Source organism: Micromonospora sp. DT41 (genome assembly GCF_049841715.1).
Classification (GTDB): Bacteria; Actinomycetota; Actinomycetes; order Mycobacteriales; family Micromonosporaceae; genus Micromonospora; species Micromonospora profundi.
The window spans coordinates 91,230-107,174 of the sequence record NZ_JBNCKU010000020.1 but is presented as its reverse complement, the minus strand read 5'-3'; the positions used below and the strand labels follow the sequence as shown (position 1 = coordinate 107,174).

Annotated in this window: 14 protein-coding genes; 8 read left to right on the top strand and 6 right to left on the bottom strand. The window is 70.6% G+C overall.

Features of this window, described 5'->3' with window-relative positions:
* Window positions 1-220 precede the first annotated feature (220 nt).
* Complete coding sequence (locus ACLQ23_RS27975; RefSeq protein ID WP_053658689.1) at window positions 221-838, bottom strand: DUF4126 domain-containing protein; 618 nt, start codon at window positions 836-838, stop codon at window positions 221-223.
* A 71-nt stretch (window positions 839-909) separates the two neighbouring features.
* Between ACLQ23_RS27975 and nucS the strand changes: the two genes are divergently transcribed.
* The gene (gene nucS / locus ACLQ23_RS27970; protein ID WP_355593783.1) at window positions 910-1,569 is read left to right on the top strand and encodes an endonuclease NucS; all 660 of its coding nucleotides are present in this window, start codon (window positions 910-912) and stop codon (window positions 1,567-1,569) included.
* Window positions 1,570-1,573: 4 nt separating this feature from the next.
* Here nucS and ACLQ23_RS27965 read toward each other — a convergent pair whose 3' ends face one another.
* Together ACLQ23_RS27965 and ACLQ23_RS27960 are read right to left on the bottom strand one after the other, a co-directional pair.
* Complete coding sequence (locus ACLQ23_RS27965; protein ID WP_355593785.1) at window positions 1,574-2,227, bottom strand: class I SAM-dependent methyltransferase; 654 nt, start codon at window positions 2,225-2,227, stop codon at window positions 1,574-1,576.
* Window positions 2,228-2,306: 79 nt separating this feature from the next.
* Entirely contained in the window at window positions 2,307-3,803 is a 1,497-nt protein-coding gene (locus tag ACLQ23_RS27960) for an aldehyde dehydrogenase family protein (protein ID WP_425881355.1), read from the bottom strand.
* A 253-nt stretch (window positions 3,804-4,056) separates the two neighbouring features.
* On the opposite strand from ACLQ23_RS27960, the gene ACLQ23_RS27955 reads away from it, so the two are divergent.
* The 7 genes from ACLQ23_RS27955 to ACLQ23_RS27925 all read left to right on the top strand — a co-directional run bounded on the left by ACLQ23_RS27955 (window position 4,057) and on the right by ACLQ23_RS27925 (window position 10,467).
* Window positions 4,057-4,473, top strand: a complete 417-nt coding sequence (locus ACLQ23_RS27955; RefSeq protein WP_425881354.1) for an FHA domain-containing protein — start codon at window positions 4,057-4,059, stop codon at window positions 4,471-4,473.
* 90 nt (window positions 4,474-4,563) lie between these two features.
* Window positions 4,564-5,646 (top strand): alpha/beta fold hydrolase, encoded by a 1,083-nt coding sequence (locus tag ACLQ23_RS27950; RefSeq protein ID WP_425881353.1) that lies wholly within the window; start codon window positions 4,564-4,566, stop codon window positions 5,644-5,646.
* 165 nt (window positions 5,647-5,811) lie between these two features.
* Window positions 5,812-7,602, top strand: coding sequence for a 3-hydroxyacyl-CoA dehydrogenase family protein (locus ACLQ23_RS27945; RefSeq protein WP_355629918.1), 1,791 nt, complete (start codon window positions 5,812-5,814; stop codon window positions 7,600-7,602).
* Between the two features lie 39 nt (window positions 7,603-7,641).
* Entirely contained in the window at window positions 7,642-8,136 is a 495-nt protein-coding gene (locus ACLQ23_RS27940; RefSeq protein WP_355629915.1) for a SigE family RNA polymerase sigma factor, read from the top strand.
* Window positions 8,133-9,188, top strand: coding sequence for a hypothetical protein (locus ACLQ23_RS27935; protein ID WP_355629912.1), 1,056 nt, complete (start codon window positions 8,133-8,135; stop codon window positions 9,186-9,188). The genes ACLQ23_RS27940 and ACLQ23_RS27935 overlap by 4 nt, the downstream gene beginning before the upstream one ends.
* Before the next feature lie 46 nt (window positions 9,189-9,234).
* The gene (locus ACLQ23_RS27930) at window positions 9,235-9,558 is read left to right on the top strand and encodes a hypothetical protein (RefSeq protein ID WP_355629911.1); all 324 of its coding nucleotides are present in this window, start codon (window positions 9,235-9,237) and stop codon (window positions 9,556-9,558) included.
* Window positions 9,559-9,657: 99 nt separating this feature from the next.
* Window positions 9,658-10,467 (top strand): alpha/beta hydrolase, encoded by an 810-nt coding sequence (locus tag ACLQ23_RS27925; protein ID WP_355629908.1) that lies wholly within the window; start codon window positions 9,658-9,660, stop codon window positions 10,465-10,467.
* Between the two features lie 10 nt (window positions 10,468-10,477).
* On the opposite strand, the gene ACLQ23_RS27920 is transcribed toward ACLQ23_RS27925, so the two are convergent.
* The 3 genes from ACLQ23_RS27920 to ACLQ23_RS27910 form a co-directional block, all read right to left on the bottom strand.
* Entirely contained in the window at window positions 10,478-11,566 is a 1,089-nt protein-coding gene (locus tag ACLQ23_RS27920; protein WP_355629930.1) for an AI-2E family transporter, read from the bottom strand.
* Between the two features lie 706 nt (window positions 11,567-12,272).
* Entirely contained in the window at window positions 12,273-14,438 is a 2,166-nt protein-coding gene (locus ACLQ23_RS27915) for a hypothetical protein (protein ID WP_355593792.1), read from the bottom strand.
* Between the two features lie 177 nt (window positions 14,439-14,615).
* Complete coding sequence (locus tag ACLQ23_RS27910) at window positions 14,616-15,878, bottom strand: cell division protein DivIVA (protein ID WP_053653121.1); 1,263 nt, start codon at window positions 15,876-15,878, stop codon at window positions 14,616-14,618.
* Window positions 15,879-15,945: the final 67 nt, after the last annotated feature.

Genomic DNA, 15,945 nt, shown 5'->3' with positions numbered 1-15,945 from the left:
CCCGGACGCCTACGCCCAGTGGGAGCAGCAGGCCGCCGACCTCGTCGCCCAGCACTGGAACAGCTGACCCACCCGCACTGACTGATGGCCGGCACCCCCCAACACGGGGTGCCGGCCATCGGCGTTTCAACCTACGACCGAGGCCCGGCCCCAGGCGCCGAGCGCGAGGCCAGCACATCGGGCGCCGGGCAGAGGCACGGAGGCCCCGCGTCAGGGGTCGTCAGACGCGGAAGCCGGCCGCGCGGGCTGCCTCGCGTTCTCGGCGCCGGTCGGAGCGCCGGCGTAGGAACCAGTACAAGAAGGCCAACAGGCCGACCAGGAAGGCGAGCACCAGCACCGGCAGGAGGATCGCGACGAGGGAGACGACGACGCTTGTGGCGTCCTCGGCGGTGCTGGCGACGGGCGCGCCGAACCCTCCGGTGGTGGCGTTGACGACAGGTCGCGCCGCGGATTTGAGCAGGTGTACGCCGAAGGCGAGGACGACGCCCACTGCCACCGGCACCCATTGGTGCGACGAGAAGAAGCTTCCCGGGTCGCTGACGGTGACCGTCTCCGACGACGATCCGGCGCCGAACGCCAACCCGCCGGCGGTCGGTCGGACCACTGTCTGCACCACGTCGTTGATGTGGTCGACCACCGGCACCTTGTCGGCCACCATCTCGACGGCGAGCAGTACGGCCAGGATGACGATGACCCAGCCGTTGCCGAGCCAGGTCCAGCCGCTGGGTAGGTCGATCAGGTTGCTGTAGCGGGAGAGTAGGCCGAGGGCGAGCAGGGGGATGTAGGCGTTCAGCCCCGCCGAGGCGGCGAGGCCGGTGCCGGTGAGGACTTCGAACACGATCTCAGCATGGCATCGACGCGCCAGTGCCGCTCGGTGGCGGTCGCCGGATGCTCGGCTACCCTCGTCGGGTGCGGTTGGTCATTGCGAAGTGCTCGGTGGATTACGTCGGACGGCTCTCGGCTCACCTGCCGCTGGCCACCCGGTTGCTGATGGTGAAGGCGGACGGGTCGGTGTCCATCCACGCCGACGACCGGGCGTACAAGCCGTTGAACTGGATGAGCCCGCCGTGCCGGTTGGAGGAGGCTCCCGGCGTGTGGCGGGTGGTCAACAAGGCCGGCGAGGAGCTGCGGATCACCCTGGAGGAGGTCTTCCAGGACACCTCGTACGAGCTGGGTGTGGACCCTGGCCTGCGTAAGGACGGGGTGGAGGCGCACCTTCAGGAGTTGTTGGCGGCGAACCCGGGCGTGCTGGGCGAGGGGTACACGCTGGTGCGCCGTGAGTACATGACGGCGATCGGGCCGGTCGACCTGCTGTGCCGGGACGCCAACTCCGGCGCGGTCGCGGTGGAGATCAAGCGGCGCGGTGAGATCGACGGGGTGGAGCAGCTCACCCGCTACCTCGAACTGATGAACCGTGATCCGTTGCTCAGCCCGGTGGCTGGGGTCTTCGCCGCTCAGGAGATCAAGCCGCAGGCCCGGGTGCTCGCCGCCGATCGCGGCATTCGCTGCGTGGTCGTTGACTACGACAAGCTGCGGGGCATCGAGAAGGACGAGCTGACGCTTTTCTGAGGGCTCAATCGCGTACGGCGATAAGGGATTTCGGCAGCCCGGCCACCCGCTCGACCAGCAGCCGCGAGTCGGGAAAGTAGTGGCGCATCTGCGATCGGTCCAGCAGTTCGGTCCAGAGCACCTGGTGGATGGCGGCTTCGTGGCTGGGGGTCTGCTTGTGGCCGAGCGGCCAGCGTTGGGCGAGCGCGGTGCGCAGCCGTACCGGTAGGAACTGCATTCCGGGCGCGATCCAGTGCGGCTCGATGGGGAAGTACCGGTAGGGCGTCTGCACCCAGTGCCGGTCGGCCAGTGAGCGGGCGGCAGCCGCGAATCGCAGCCGGCGTTCGTGCCCTCCGAGGTGTTCCAGCACCGAGTTGGAGAACACCAGGTCGTATGTGCCGCCGGTGACGTGCTCCGGCAGGTCGCAGGCGTCGGCCTGTTCGACGTGGGCCCACTCGGGGACGACGGCGGGCGGCTGCTCCAGGTTGACCACAGTCACGCGGGCCGGCCGGACGGTGGCGCGTTGCCAGGTGCCGAGCCGGCCGCCGAGGTCGACGACGTGCATATCCCCGATATCGGGAAATGTGCGCACCAGCCAGTCCGAACGACGTCGCCTCTGCCGGGCGCTCCACGACCGGTCGCTGTCGACAAGGCGGTAGCGCAATCGATTGTGGCCCATTTAACGCAATGTACCGCCGTAGCGACGGCGTACAAACATGTGGATACGCCGATCTCGCTGGAGATCGGTTATCCGACACTCATCTGCCGTACATCACCTTGATGGCCTTGACGAGACGGGCTACGTCGGCGGGGGTCCGTTCGAAGGTCATCGACGGCAGCAGCGATCGGGCCCGGCGGCGGGTGATGGCCTTGGTGCGGCCGAATTCGCGCAACCCGTCCTCGCCGTGGATCCGCCCGAAGCCGGAGTCGCCGACACCGCCGAACGGCAGGGTGGACATCCCGGCGAAGGTAAGCGTGGAGTTGACCGAGGCCATCCCCGAGCGCAACCGCCGCGCGATGGTCACCGCCCGCCGCCTGCCGAAAACCGAACCACCCAGGCCGTACGACAGGGCGTTGGTCCGGGCGACGGCCTCGTCGGCGTCGCGGACCCGGTTGATGGTCAGGGTCGGGCCGAAGGTTTCCTCGCGGACTGCGGCCGAATCTTCCGGTACGTCGACAAGCACCGTCGGATGCACGTACGGGGGTTGCACGGCGCTCGGGCCGCCCAGCACGGCACGCCCACCGGAGTTGACCGCCGCCTCGATGTGTCGACGGATGACGTCGATCTGGCTGGGCATGGTGATCGGGCCGATGTCGGTGCCCTCCGGCCCGACGGTCAGCCGGCCGGCCTTGGCGACCACCTTGTCGACGAAGGCGTCGAAGATCTGGTCGACGGCGTAGACGCGTTCGATGCCGATGCAGGTCTGGCCGGCGTTCGTCATGCCGCCCCAGACGCACGCCTCGGCGGCGGCGTCCAGGTTGGCGTCGCTGTCGACGATCATGGCGTCTTTGCCGCCGCCCTCGATCAGTACCGGGGTCAACGACTCGGCGCAGGCGGCCATCACCTTCCGGGCGGTGGCAGTGGAGCCGGTGAAGGCGATCTTGTCGACGCCGGAGCGGCACAGCGCCGCGCCCGTGTCGCCAAGCCCGTGCACTGCGGTGAAGACCGGCTGCTCGCCGACGACCTCGGCGAAGCTGTCCACGAGCCACTGGCCGACGGCCGGCGTGTATTCGCTCGGCTTCAGCACCACCGTGTTGCCGGCGGCCAGGGCGTACGCGGCGGAGCCGACGGGGGTGAAGACCGGATAGTTCCACGGCCCGATGACGCCGACCACGCCGTACGGCTGGTATTCGAGGTGGCCGGAGAACTCGGCGAGGATGAGCCGCGACCGCACCCGGCGCGGGCCGAGCACCCGGCCGGCGTTGCGGGCGGCCCAGTCGATGTGCTCGATGGCGGTGACGATTTCGACGATGGCGTCGGCGACCGGCTTGCCGCCCTCGACGTGCACCAGCTCGGCGAGCTGCTCGATCCGTTGGGCGAGCAACGCGCGCCAGCGCAGCAGCCGCTGGCGGCGGCCGGGGAAGCCCAGGCCGGCCCACCACTCGCTGGCCGCGCGGGCGCGATCGACGGCCTGCAGTACGTCGGAGGCTGTGGCGATCGGGAGGCGGCCCGCCTCGACGCCGGTGGCCGGGCTGGTGGAAACCAGTTGACCCGCTTCGATGATCGGGAGACCCAGGACACCCACAGCCGTCATGGCCGAAGTCTAGACCCGAAGATTACTCACTGGTAGGTCGTGATCTCGCTGACTCGGACGAAGGTCGTACCCGCTGACCTGCTCGTTGATCAGTGCAGGTCAGAAGGGTCGTGTCGCATCCGCCCGCCCGAACCGTCGAACAGCAGGTGTCCAGGAGGTGGCGAGGAGCTGACCGGCCGGTCGGTATTGACGATTACCGTCTGATGGCAAGCTGACGCGCGGAGTGATGATACGGGGGAGGGGATGACTGTCCATGGACGAACATCCGGAACTGCTGCCGCTGTTGACAGTCGCGGCTGGGCCGATGCGTGGAGCGAGCTTCCGGTTGCGGGCTGAGCCGCTGGTGATCGGCCGGGCGTCGACCGGCCAGCTGGTGGTCAACGACCCGCACCTGAGCCGCTGTCACGCGGAGGTGTGGCTGGCCCCGGAGGGCCCGTCCCTGCGGGATCTGGGCTCCACCAACGGCACCTGGCTCAACGACCGCCGGATCACCGACGTGGAACGCCTCTCCGACGGCGACGTCATCCGGCTCGGGCGTACCGAGCTGCGGCTGTTCGACCCGGGAGTGGCGCACACGGACCCGGTCGGGCTCAGCTTCGGCCCACTTCGACGAGACGTCCGGCCGACACTGCCGCTGCCGCTGGCCACGCCTCCCGCCACACGCCGCTGAGCTGACTGCGGCGGGCCCACACAGGGGACGCGCCCGGAATGGCCACCGCACACCTGGACCGACGGAAAGCGGCGTGGCACCATCCCGCGGATGGAGACCGAGCTGCGGACCGTGACGGCAAACGGCATAAACCAGGCGGTACGCGTGGCAGGCCCGCCGGACGGCATCCCGGTGCTGCTGATCCACGGCAACTGCTCGTCCTCGCTGTTCTGGGAGCCGCTGGTGCGGCGGCTGCCGCCGACGCTGCGGGTGGTCGCTCCCGACCTGCGCGGATACGGCGACTCCGAGACCGCCCCGGTGAACGCCACCCGAGGACTGCGGGACTTCGCCGACGACGTGGCAGCCCTGCTCGACGACCCGACGCTCAGCGGCAGCGGCAGCGGCAGCGGCAGCGGTACCGGGCGTCCGGTTGTGGTCGGGCACTCCCTCGGCGGCGGTGTGGCGATGCGGCTCCTCGTCGACCACCCGCATCGTGTGGGCGCGCTGCTGCTGGCAGCGCCCGTCTCCCCGTACGGGTTCGGTGGCACTCGTGACCTGGACGGCACACCGGCCACGCCCGACTTCGCCGGGACCGGTGCCGGCACAGCCAACGGGGACTTCGTCGCGCGACTCGCAGCCGGCGATCGCGGCGCAGACACGCAGGCGAGCCCGCGCGCCGTGCTGCGGGCGGCCTACGTGGCCGACCCGGCGTCGCTCGGCACCGACGAGGAGTTGCTGCTGGACAGCGTGCTCTCCACGGCGACCGGTGACGACAACTACCCCGGAACGGCGGTGCCGTCGGAGAACTGGCCGGGCACCGCACCGGGGGAGCGTGGGGTGCTCAACGCGCTCGCGCCGACCTGGTTCCGGCTCGCCGACGAGCTGGTGGCCGTCGCCGAGAAGCCTCCGATCACCTGGGTACGCGGTGACGCCGACGTGATCGTCTCGGACACCTCGTTGTTCGACCTGGCGTACCTGGGTTCGCTTGGTGTCGTACCCGGCTGGCCCGGCGAGGAGACGTGCCCACCGCAACCGATGGTCGGGCAGACCCGGGCGGTGCTGGAGCGGTACGCGGCGGCCGGTGGCGCGTACCGCGAGGTGGTGCTTCCCGAGTGCGGGCACAGCCCGCACCTGGAGCGGCCGGCGGAGTTCGTCGCCGAGTTGCTGGCCCTGACCACGGTGCCGGCCGCCTGAGCCCGGCGCTTCGGCCGCTGACGTGGTCACGTCGGCAGCGGCGGCCGGTGGCGGTGTGGGTGAAATATGCCACGGCGTCTCGACAACCGAGCGTCACGTGGCAGACTCGCGCGCATAACTTAGCGACCGTTCAGCGGTTGTGCGGAGTGTCTGGGGAGGCCGGTCGTGGCGCGCGAGTTCAACACCGTGGGTGTGGTGGGGCTGGGCACCATGGGTGCCGGCATCGTCGAGGTCTTCGCCCGTAACGGCATCGACGTGGTCGCCGTCGAGATCTCCGAGTCGGCGCTGGAACGTGGCCGGGCCACCCTCGCCGGCTCCACAGACCGCGCGGTCGCCAAGGGCAAGCTCGCCGCCGCGGACCGGGACGCCCTGCACGAGCGGGTTCACTTCGCCGTCGGCCTGGACGCGCTGCACTCCGTCGACCTGGTCATCGAGGCCGTGCCCGAGCACCTCGACCTCAAGCAGCGGATCTTCGCGGAGCTGGACCGGGTCTGCCGGCCGGACACCATCCTCGCCACGAACACCTCGTCGTTGAGCGTCACCGAGATCTCGGTCGCCACCACCCGGCCCAACCAGGTCATCGGCATCCACTTCTTCAACCCGGCGCCGGTCATGAAGCTCGTCGAGGTGGTCCGCACCGTCGTCACCGCACCCGAGGTGGTCGCCGACGTCGAGGCGCTGTGCGCGCGACTCGGCAAGGTCGACGTGACGATCAACGACCGGGCCGGCTTCATCGCCAACGCGCTGCTGTTCGGCTACCTCAACCACGCGGTAGGCATGTTCGAGTCGCACTACGCGACCCGGGAGGACATCGACGCCGCCATGAAGCTCGGCTGTGGCCTGCCGATGGGCCCGCTGGCGCTGATGGACCTCATCGGCCTGGACACCGCGTACGAGATCCTGGACACCATGTACCGGCGCGGCGGTCGGGACCGTCGGCACGCCCCGGTGCCGCTGCTCAAGCAGATGGTGACCGCAGGGCTGCTGGGCCGGAAGTCCGGACGGGGTTTCTACACCTACGAGCGTCCGGGCTCGCCGAAGGTCGTACCCGACGAGGCGACGCCGGCGGCCACCGAGGCCGCGCTCGCCGACGGGGCCCGCGCCATCGCGAAGGTCGGCGTTGTCGGTTCCGGAACGATGGCCACCGGCATCATCGAGGTCTTCGCGAAGGCCGGCTACGAGGTCGTCTCGGTGACCCGGGGCGCGGAGAAGTCCGCGAAGGTGTGCGAGGCGGTGAAGACCTCGCTGAACAAGGGCGTGGTGCGCGGCAAGCTCGCCGAGACCGACCGGGACGCCGCCCTCGGCCGGATCAGCTGGTCCGCAACCCTCGACCACCTCGCCGACGTCGACCTGGTGGTCGAGGCGGTCATCGAGGAGCTGAGCGTCAAGAAGGCGCTCTTCGCCAGCCTCGACGAGATCTGCAAGCCGGGCGTCGTGCTGGCCACCACCACCTCCTCGCTGCCGGTGATCGAGGTGGCGATGGCCACCCAGCGGCCGGCCGACGTGGTGGGCCTGCACTTCTTCAACCCGGCGCAGGTGATGCCGCTGGTCGAGGTGATCCGTACCATCCGCACCTCGCCGGAGGCCACGGCCACGGCCCGGGCGGTCTGCGCCGCGCTGGGCAAGACCGGCGTTGTCTGCGGCGACCGGTCCGGGTTCATCGTCAACGCGCTGCTCTTCCCGTACCTGAACGACGCCGTGAAGATGCTGGAAGCCAGCTACTCCACCGCCGACGACATCGACCACGCCATGAAACTGGGCTGCGGCTACCCGATGGGCCCGTTCGAACTGCTCGACGTGGTCGGGTTGGACGTCTCGCTCGCCATCCAGCGCGAGCTGTACCTGGAGCTGCGCGAGCCGGGCTTCGCGCCCGCGCCGCTGCTGGAGCACCTGGTCACCGCCGGCTACCTGGGCCGCAAGACCCGCCGCGGCTTCCGCGACCACTCGCACCGCTGACCGGTCAACGCCGGACGGTGCCGACGGCGTCTGCAAGATGTGACCTTCGAGGAGTACGTCGGCAGCCGCGGCCCGGCGCTCGTCCGGCTTGCTCGGCTGTTGACAGGTGACGAGCACCGGGCCGAGGACCTCACACAGGACGTGCTGGCCCGGGCGTACGTGCACTGGCGCAGGATCGCCCGTGCCGACCGGCCCGACGTGTACGTACGGCGGATGCTTGTCAACGCCAACAACTCCTGGTGGCGGCGCCGGTCGAATCGTGAGCTGGTCGTCGACAGCATCGACGACCGACCGCAGCGCGGCGATCTCGGCGGCGAGGCGGCCGAGCGGGACGAGATGTGGCGGCTGGTCCTCGATCTGCCCGACCGCCAGCGGGCGGTGCTCGTGCTGCGCTACTACGAGGACCTCGACGACCTGACGATCGCGCAGATCATGGGCTGCTCACCGGTCACTGTCCGCACCCACGCGATGCGGGCGCTCGCCAACCTCCGGGAGCGCTGCGGCGTCCCGACGACGAACGGGAGCCGGCCGTGACCGACCTCGACGAGCGGATCGCCCTGACGCTGCGGGAGCGCGCCGAGGGTCCGGTGGACGTGGATCGACTGGTGGCCGGCGCGATGGTCCGCGGGCGGTCCCGGGTGCACCGGCGGCGCGCCGCCGCTGGTGCCGCCCTGGGTGTGGCGGCCCTGCTCGGTCTCGGTGTGGTCGCCGGCCCGGTGGGCCACCTGCCCGGCCGTGGTCCGGCGATCGCCCCCGGCCTGCGCGACCTGACCGAGGCCGCGGTACCGCTCGTGCCGCCCCAGGTCGACGGCGCTCCCGGCGCGGCGGCCCGGCCCGACCGGATCGGCAAGGACCCGACCCTGCTGCACATCGGCCTTGCCCCGGGTGGCCCTCGATTCCTGGAGTGGGACGTGGGCGGCGGCAAGGAGACCGCGAAGATCGACGTGGGTGGACGGACGGTCACCATTGAGCTGACCTCGGCCGATGTCTTGCGCTTTCCGGGCGCCTGGGGCATGCCGAAGTTGGAGGGCCCCACCGGCAACCCCTACGACGGCTCCGTGGTCCACGCCGACGGGCCGGACGGTGTGCCGATCTGGCGGCGCTACTGGCAGCCGGCACCCGGCGTGTACGCAGGAGCCAGCGTGGCCGGCCCGGACGAGGGCCCGCTGCACGTCGCGGCCGCGGCGCTGCGGCTTGATCAGGCGTACGGGTGCACCGGTCCGCTGCGGTTGACCGACCTGCCGGCCGGCGCCGAGTTCACCGGCTGCTGGATGGTGGTGGGCACCTTCCCGGCGGCGTACGCGGTGATGCTGCGCGTCGTGGACTACGACCGGAAGATGGGAATGTTGGTCGAGTTGCAGTACGCAGGCACCACCACGATGAGCAGCGCTCCGGCGAACCGGACGATCGCCGGCAGGCCGGCCCGCATGGACCCCGCAGGCGAGCGGTTGGAGCTGCTCGACATCCCCCGGGCTCAGCTGTTCACCAACCTCAGCTCCGAGCAACGCTTCACCGAGGCGGAGGCGGCCACCGTGCTGGCCGGGACGCGGGTCGCCGAGCACCTGGACCGGCCCGAGACCTGGTGACCGCCCGTCGGGCCGTCCCGCCCGACGGACCGTACGCTTGGTGACTGTGAGCCCCCGTCGCAACCGCCCTCGCCGGGACGAAAACGCCAAACTGGACGACGAGCGCGTCCGGCAGGGCGTCGCCTCCGTGCAGCAGTGGACCGACGGCGCCTGGCAGGTCCGTGGGATCGGCGCGGGCGCGTCGGTCAAGACGTACCGCTGCCCCGGTTGTGACCAGGAGATCCGGCCCGGGGTGGCGCACTTGGTGGCCTGGCCTGCCGACGGCCTGGGTGACCTGACCGACCGCCGGCACTGGCACAGCGGCTGCTGGCGGGCACGGGAGCGGCGCGGCCCGGCGGTGCAGCGCGGCCGGGGCACCCCGCGTTACTGAGCGATCCGCGCCGAGGCGTACCGCGCTGCTGAAGCGACCTGGATCACGCTGTTCGCGTCTGGGCGGGCGGTGGCGGCGACTTCGCGACAGACTTGAGCGGTGAGCACAACGATCCGCGCGTCGTCGATCCTGCCCGGCCGCCGGGAGGACATCGAGCTGCACACCGCCGATGGTCTGCGGCTGGTCGGTGAGCTGGCCCTACCGGCCGAACGGCCGGCGGTGGCCACCCTGGTCTGCCTGCACCCGCTGCCCACCCACGGCGGGATGATGGACAGCCACGTGTTCCGCAAGGCGGCGTGGCGGCTGCCCGCGCTGGCCGACGTGGCAGTGCTCCGGTTCAACACCCGGGGCACCAGCAGCGTGCGCGGCACCAGCGAGGGGGCGTTCGACGGGGCGGTCGGCGAGCGCTTCGACGTGGCCGCCGCAATCGAGTACGCGGAGTTCGCCGAGCTGCCCAACATCTGGCTGGTCGGCTGGTCGTTCGGCACCGACCTGGCCCTCAAGTACGGCTGCGACCCGGCGATCGTCGGCGCGATCCTGCTCTCCCCACCGCTGCGCTTCTCGGCCCCTGAGGACCTGGCCACCTGGGCCAGCTCCGGACGGCCGCTCGTGGCGTTGGTGCCCGAGTTCGACGACTACCTGCGCCCGGCCGAGGCGCGGGAGCGGTTCGCGGCGGTGCCGCAGGCCGAGGTCGTAGGGGTGCCGGGCGCGAAGCACCTGTGGGTGGGCGACGCGGAGACGGTGCTCGACGAGATCGTCCGTCGCGTCAACCCGGCGGTCGAGGTGCCGTTGCCGACGACCTGGGACGGGCCGATGGAGTCCGGTGACGTCAGCGCGTACGCGGATCGGACGGTGGCGGCTTTCGCCGACACGCCCGTACCTGGGCCGGCTGCCGGCAAGGCCGACTGACAGGCACGCGTCAGCGGGTCTCCTGGCGGGGGAGCACCACCTCGCGCAGGATCAGTTGCAGCGCGGCCACGGTCGGGATGGCGATAAGCGCGCCCACCACGCCCAGCAGCGCCACCCCGAGCAACGCGGCCAGCAGGGCGGCCACCTCGTTGACCTCCACCGAGCGGCGCATGATCTTCGGGTAGACCAGGTAGTTCTCGACCTGCTGGTAGATGAGGAAGAAGACAGCGCAGGCGATGCCCACCGGCAGGCTGGTGGCGAACCCGACGAGGCTCACGATCACGGCGCCCAGGGTCGCGCCGATCTGGGGGATCAGGTCGGTCACCGCGACCACCACTGCCAGCGCGAACGGGTACGGCAGCCCGACGATCAACGCGAAGACGAAGGTCGTCACGCCGGCCAGCACGGCGATGCTCAGCGCGCCCACCATGTAGGCGCCGACCTTGGCCAGGATCTCGTCGCCGATCAGCTGCACCCGCTCCCGCCGCGATCGGGGCACCAGCGAGTAGCCCAGCGAGCGCAGCCTGTCGAAATGCACAAGGAAGTAGATGGTCAGCACCAGCACGGTAAGCGTCCGGAACGCCGTACCGAAGATCAATTGTGCGCCGCCGAGGACCCCGCCGAGCGCGCGGCCGATCGTGTCCGCGTTGGCCGCGCTCTGCACACGCTCCATCACGTCGTACCGCACCACCAGGTCATTCACCGTCGGATTGCGGCGCAGGTCCTCGACGTAGCTGGGCAGTTGTTCGATGAACTGCCCGGACTGCGTCACGATCGGCGGGACCAGCGCCACGACCCCGCCGCAGAGCAGCAGCACCACGGTCAACGCCACGACCGCGACAGCCAGGCCGTGCGGGGCACCCCAGCGGCGCAGTCGCACCACCGCCGGGTTGAGACCGACCGCGAGGAACAACGCGATCACCACAAGCACCAGGATGCCGCCGGCATTGCGAATCCCCAGATAAAGGGTGTACGCCAGCAGCACCCCCAAAGCACCGGTGAAGCCGAGCAGGAAGCTGCTGCGCCGCAGCGGACGCCCAGGCGTACCGAACCTGCCCGACGGGGCAGCCGGCAGGTCCTCCGGCTCAAGGTCCGGCACCGGCTCCCGGCGAGGCGTCTCGGTGCCCGCCGTCTGGTCGCGGGCCGTCTGGTCGCGGGCCGTCTGATTCTGGGCCGTCTGGTCGTGGGCTGCCTGGTCGTGGGCTGCCTGGTTGTGCGGCGTCTCGCTCTGTGGTGTCTTGGATGGCGGGGGACCGGGCGTGGCGGCCGGGTCGTCGGCGGGCTGGCCGTGCTGTGGCACCAGGGACCTCCGGATCAGCAGCGGGACGACGGGCGGCGGTCGCCTACCGGCGAGGCAGCGCGTCAGCAGAGTGACACTTCATCGTCGCCACCGGCCACGAGGTCGTCAAACGTGGTGCGCCAGGTGCCCACCCATCTCGACCAGCGTCAGCCTCATGGTGCGGTCGCTTGGGCCCGCACCGGCACGTTCCCAGATATACGTGATACCTGAGAGTCATCAAGATGACTCTCAGGTATCAGGCGCACCAGGACAGAACCAACCAGCCGACACCCATCCGCCCGTGCCATCCCCAAAGGGCGTCGGAACCAGGAGTCCCGTCGATCATGTAGTTGTGGTGCCCCGCGAAAGGTGCGGAAATGCCTAAATTGGCCACCACAACTCCATGATCGGCGCTGGGGCGGGGGGTCTGCTTGCCTTTCGTTGACGTGCAGTTGCTGGTGCCTCTCGCGTGTCCGGAGGCGAACCCACCGCCGCGCCGCGCCGCGCTGTTCTGCGGCGGTAGCCGTTAGTCCTTTTCGATCTTGACCTTGCTCGGCTTGGCGCTGCGCTCGTCGGTGGTCGGCTTGCTGGGCCGCTTGCCGTTCTCACCGGTGCTGGTGATCTTGGTCGGCTTGGTGCCTCGGCCACCTTCGCCGGGCACTGCGGCCACTGTCGGCTCGCCGTCCACGCCCGCGCTGGCCGCAGCGCCGTCGACCGTGGTCACCGGCTCGGCGACTGGTCGGGTCGTCGACTGCCCGGACCCATCAGGCGTGGTAACCACTGGCTGCCCGACCGGTCGGGTCGTCGACTGCCCGTCCGCGTCCGCTGAAGCGCCCACCGGTTGCTTGGCGTCGGCGGGTTCGGCCTTAGGACCGGTGGTCGCGTCGGCGTCACCGTTCACCGTGGTGGGCACAGGCGACCCGTCACCGTTCACCGTGGTGGGCGCAGCCGGCCTGTCGCCGTTCACCGCGGCGGCTACAGCCGAGCCGTTGGCGGTGGTCGGCGCGGTCGGGCCTGTGGCGCTTTGCAACCGCAGCTCGGCCATCTGTCGTTCGAGCTCGTCGGATTCCTGGCGGGCCTTCCAGGTTTCCTGCCGCAGGTCGGCGAGTTGCTGCTGAGCCTGGGCGATCTCCAACATGACCTGGGCGAGCTGTTGCCGGCCTGCGGCAGCCTCCTGCTGTGTCGCCGCCAGGTGCTGCTGCGTGGTGGCCAGGTGCTGCTGCGTGGTGGCGGCGTACTCCTCGAACTGGCGGCGGGAAGCCGCGACGTGCTCGTCGGCCTTGCGGCGCTTGTCGCCCGCCTCGGACTCGGCCCGGCTGAGCAGCTCGGCGGCCTCCGTCTCGGCCCGCTCGCGCATCGCTGCGGCGTCCTGCTCGGCGGCCAGGCGGATCGCGGCGGCGCCCTGCTCGATCTCGTTCTTGCGGCTGGTGTACTCGGTCTCCAGCTCGTTCTTACGGGCCGAGTGCTCGGCTTCCAGCTCCTCGCTGCGCGTGGTCCACGTCGTCTCCAGCTCCTGCTGGCGGCCGGTGAACGCGGTCTCCAGCTCCTGCTGGCGGGACTTGTGCTGCTTGTCCAGCTCGTCGCGGCGCTTGGCGAACTCCTGCTCGGCGGTGGAGCGGCGCTGGGCAAGCTCGCGGTCGGCCGCCTCCCGCCGGGAGTTGACCTCCTGCTCCACGCCGGCCCGCCACGCGCCCAACTCCTGCTGGGTCTGCGCCCGCGCCTGCTGCACGTACGTCTCGGTCTCGGTGCGCATCCGCTGCACGTACGCCTCGGTCTCGGCCCGGCTGCGCTTGGCCGACTCCGACGCCTGCGTGGTCAGGCGTTCCGCCTCCTGCTGGGCTTTGGCTCGAGTGGCCCGGCCCGCCATCGACGCGTCGTCGATGATCTGCTTGGCCTCCTGCTGTGCCTTCGCGTGGGTCGCCCGGCCGGCCTCGGTCGCGGTGTCGGTGAGCCGCTTGGCCTCCTGCTGGGCCTTGGCGTGCACCTCCTTGGCCGCCTCCCGCAGGTCGCTGGCCTCCTGCCGCGCGGTGGCCAGAGCCTCGCGGGCGGCCTCCCGCAGCTTGGTGGCCTCCTGCTGGGCGCGGGTATGGATCTCCTTGGCGGTGTCCCGGAGTTGGGTGGCCTCCTGCTGGGCCTTGGCGAGCTCGTCCTGAGCCGCCTTGCGCAGCTTCGCCGACTCGTCGCGGGCCGACCGCAGGGTCTCGTCCGCTTCAGCGCGTCGAGCGGCGCTGTGCCGTTCCTCCTCCTGGCGGCGGGCGGCGAGCGCGATCTCGAAGTCCTTCAGTGCCCGCGCGGCCTGCTCGCGGGCCTCCTCGATGATGTGCTCGGCGGCGGCGCGACGGCCCTCGATCTCCTCGTTCGCCGCCGACAGGATCTGCTCGGCCTGCTCCTCGGCGAGCGTGAGGATCGACTCGACGCGCGGGCCCAAGTGGCGGAACGAGGCGCGGTCCACCACGTTCATCTGCTTGCGCACCTGCGTCAGATCCCGCTGGAGCACCTCGACCTGGCCGGCCAGCTTGTGGATCTGTGTATAGGCCTGTTCCCGTTCGGCGGCGAGGGTCGCGATCTCGTGCTCGGCACGCGCGACGTACCGGTCGACCTGTTTCTTCTCGTACCCCCGCAGAGCGGACTCGAAGCTAGGCTCCGTGGTCACGTCCCCGCCGAGAGCGAACAGTTCCTCGCCGTGCGACATGCCCCCATCCTCACACGCATCGGACCCTGCTGGGGCGATACGGACGCCCCTTGTGGGACCTACTTCACTTGGCGGAGAGCCCGCGATGCCATTGGGTGGGAAACGCACACGGCGCGAGGTCACACCGGTTACCCGGTGTCACCTCGCGCCGTCGATGCCCCGCCCTGACGCCTCGCGTCAGCCAGCGGTCTCCGCAGTCACCCGCTCCTGACCGCCATCGGCCTTCTTCGCCTCCGGCTTGGCCGCCGGAGCGGCAGCCGCCGGTACGCCGGGAACGATGCCGGCGAGCCCGGAGAGCATCTGACCGAGCTGCGAGGTGACGGCGTCCTTCTGCCGGGTGAGGTCCTCGACCTCGCGGCGGGCGGCCTGGGTGGTCAGCTCGGCCTCGGTGCGGGCCTCGGTGAGCAGGCGCTGCGACTCGGCCTTGGCCTCGTTGAGCGTCTTCTCGGAGTGCGCCTTGGCCTTGTCGATCGTCTCGTTGGCGTGGCGCTCCGACTCGACCCGGCGGGCCTCGGCGCGCTGCTCGATCTCCTTGGCGCGCTCCTGCGCGGCCCGGGCGCGCTGCTCGGCCTCGCTCACCAGCTTCTGGGTCTGCGCGACCTGCGCGGCGTGCCGCTCGGACTCCTCGCGCTCGGCCTTCTCGCGCCGCTCGGCCAGCTGAAGCTCCAGGGCTTGGAGGTCCTTGTCGCGCTTGTCCCGCGCGTCGGTGAGCAGCTTGGTGGCCTCGGCGCGCTTCTCCTCGGCCTCGCGGGCGGCCTTGGCCCGCTGCTGGGTGATCTCCCGCTCGGCGGTGGCCCGGAGGGTGGCAACCTCGCGCTCGACAGTCGACTTCAGCTCGGCCACCTCGTGCGCGGTGACCGTACGCAGCTGCTTGGTCTCGCGGTCCGCGTCGGCGCGCAGCGTGTCGGCCTCACGGCGGGCCTGCACCCGTACCTCGGCGGCCTCGCGCTCGGCGGCGGTGCGCAGGTTTCCGGCCTCGCGCTCGGCGCTGGCCTTCATCGCGGCGGCCTCGGCGCGGGCCTTGTCCGTGATCTCGCGGGCCTCGAGGCGTGCGGCGGAGAGGATGCCCTCCGACTCGCGCTTGGCCTCGTTGCGGTGGTCGTTGGCCTGCTCCTCGGCGAGCCGCAGGATCTGCTCGACACGGGTGCCGAGGCCCGACAGCGTGGGCCGGCTGTTCTCTTCGAGCTGCTTGTTCGTGTCCGTGAGCTTCTGCTCAAGGGCACTCATGCGCTGCTCGGCCTGGCGGAGGCGACGCTGGGCGTCGTTCATCCGCTGCTCGGCCTCGGCGCGGGCCTGCTCGGACTGGGTCAGCGCGGCCGTCATCCGGCCGATGAAGTCATCGACCTGGTGAGTGTTGTATCCGCGCAGGCCAACGGTGAAATCTGGCTGCGAGTTCGCGTTATCGAAGAACGCGAGAGGGGAGGACTGCTGCTGGGGCATTGGGACATACTGGCAGACGCCCCAGGGTGCTTCGCAAGAGCGGTGCGGAGCTTTCGTGTCCTCTTTA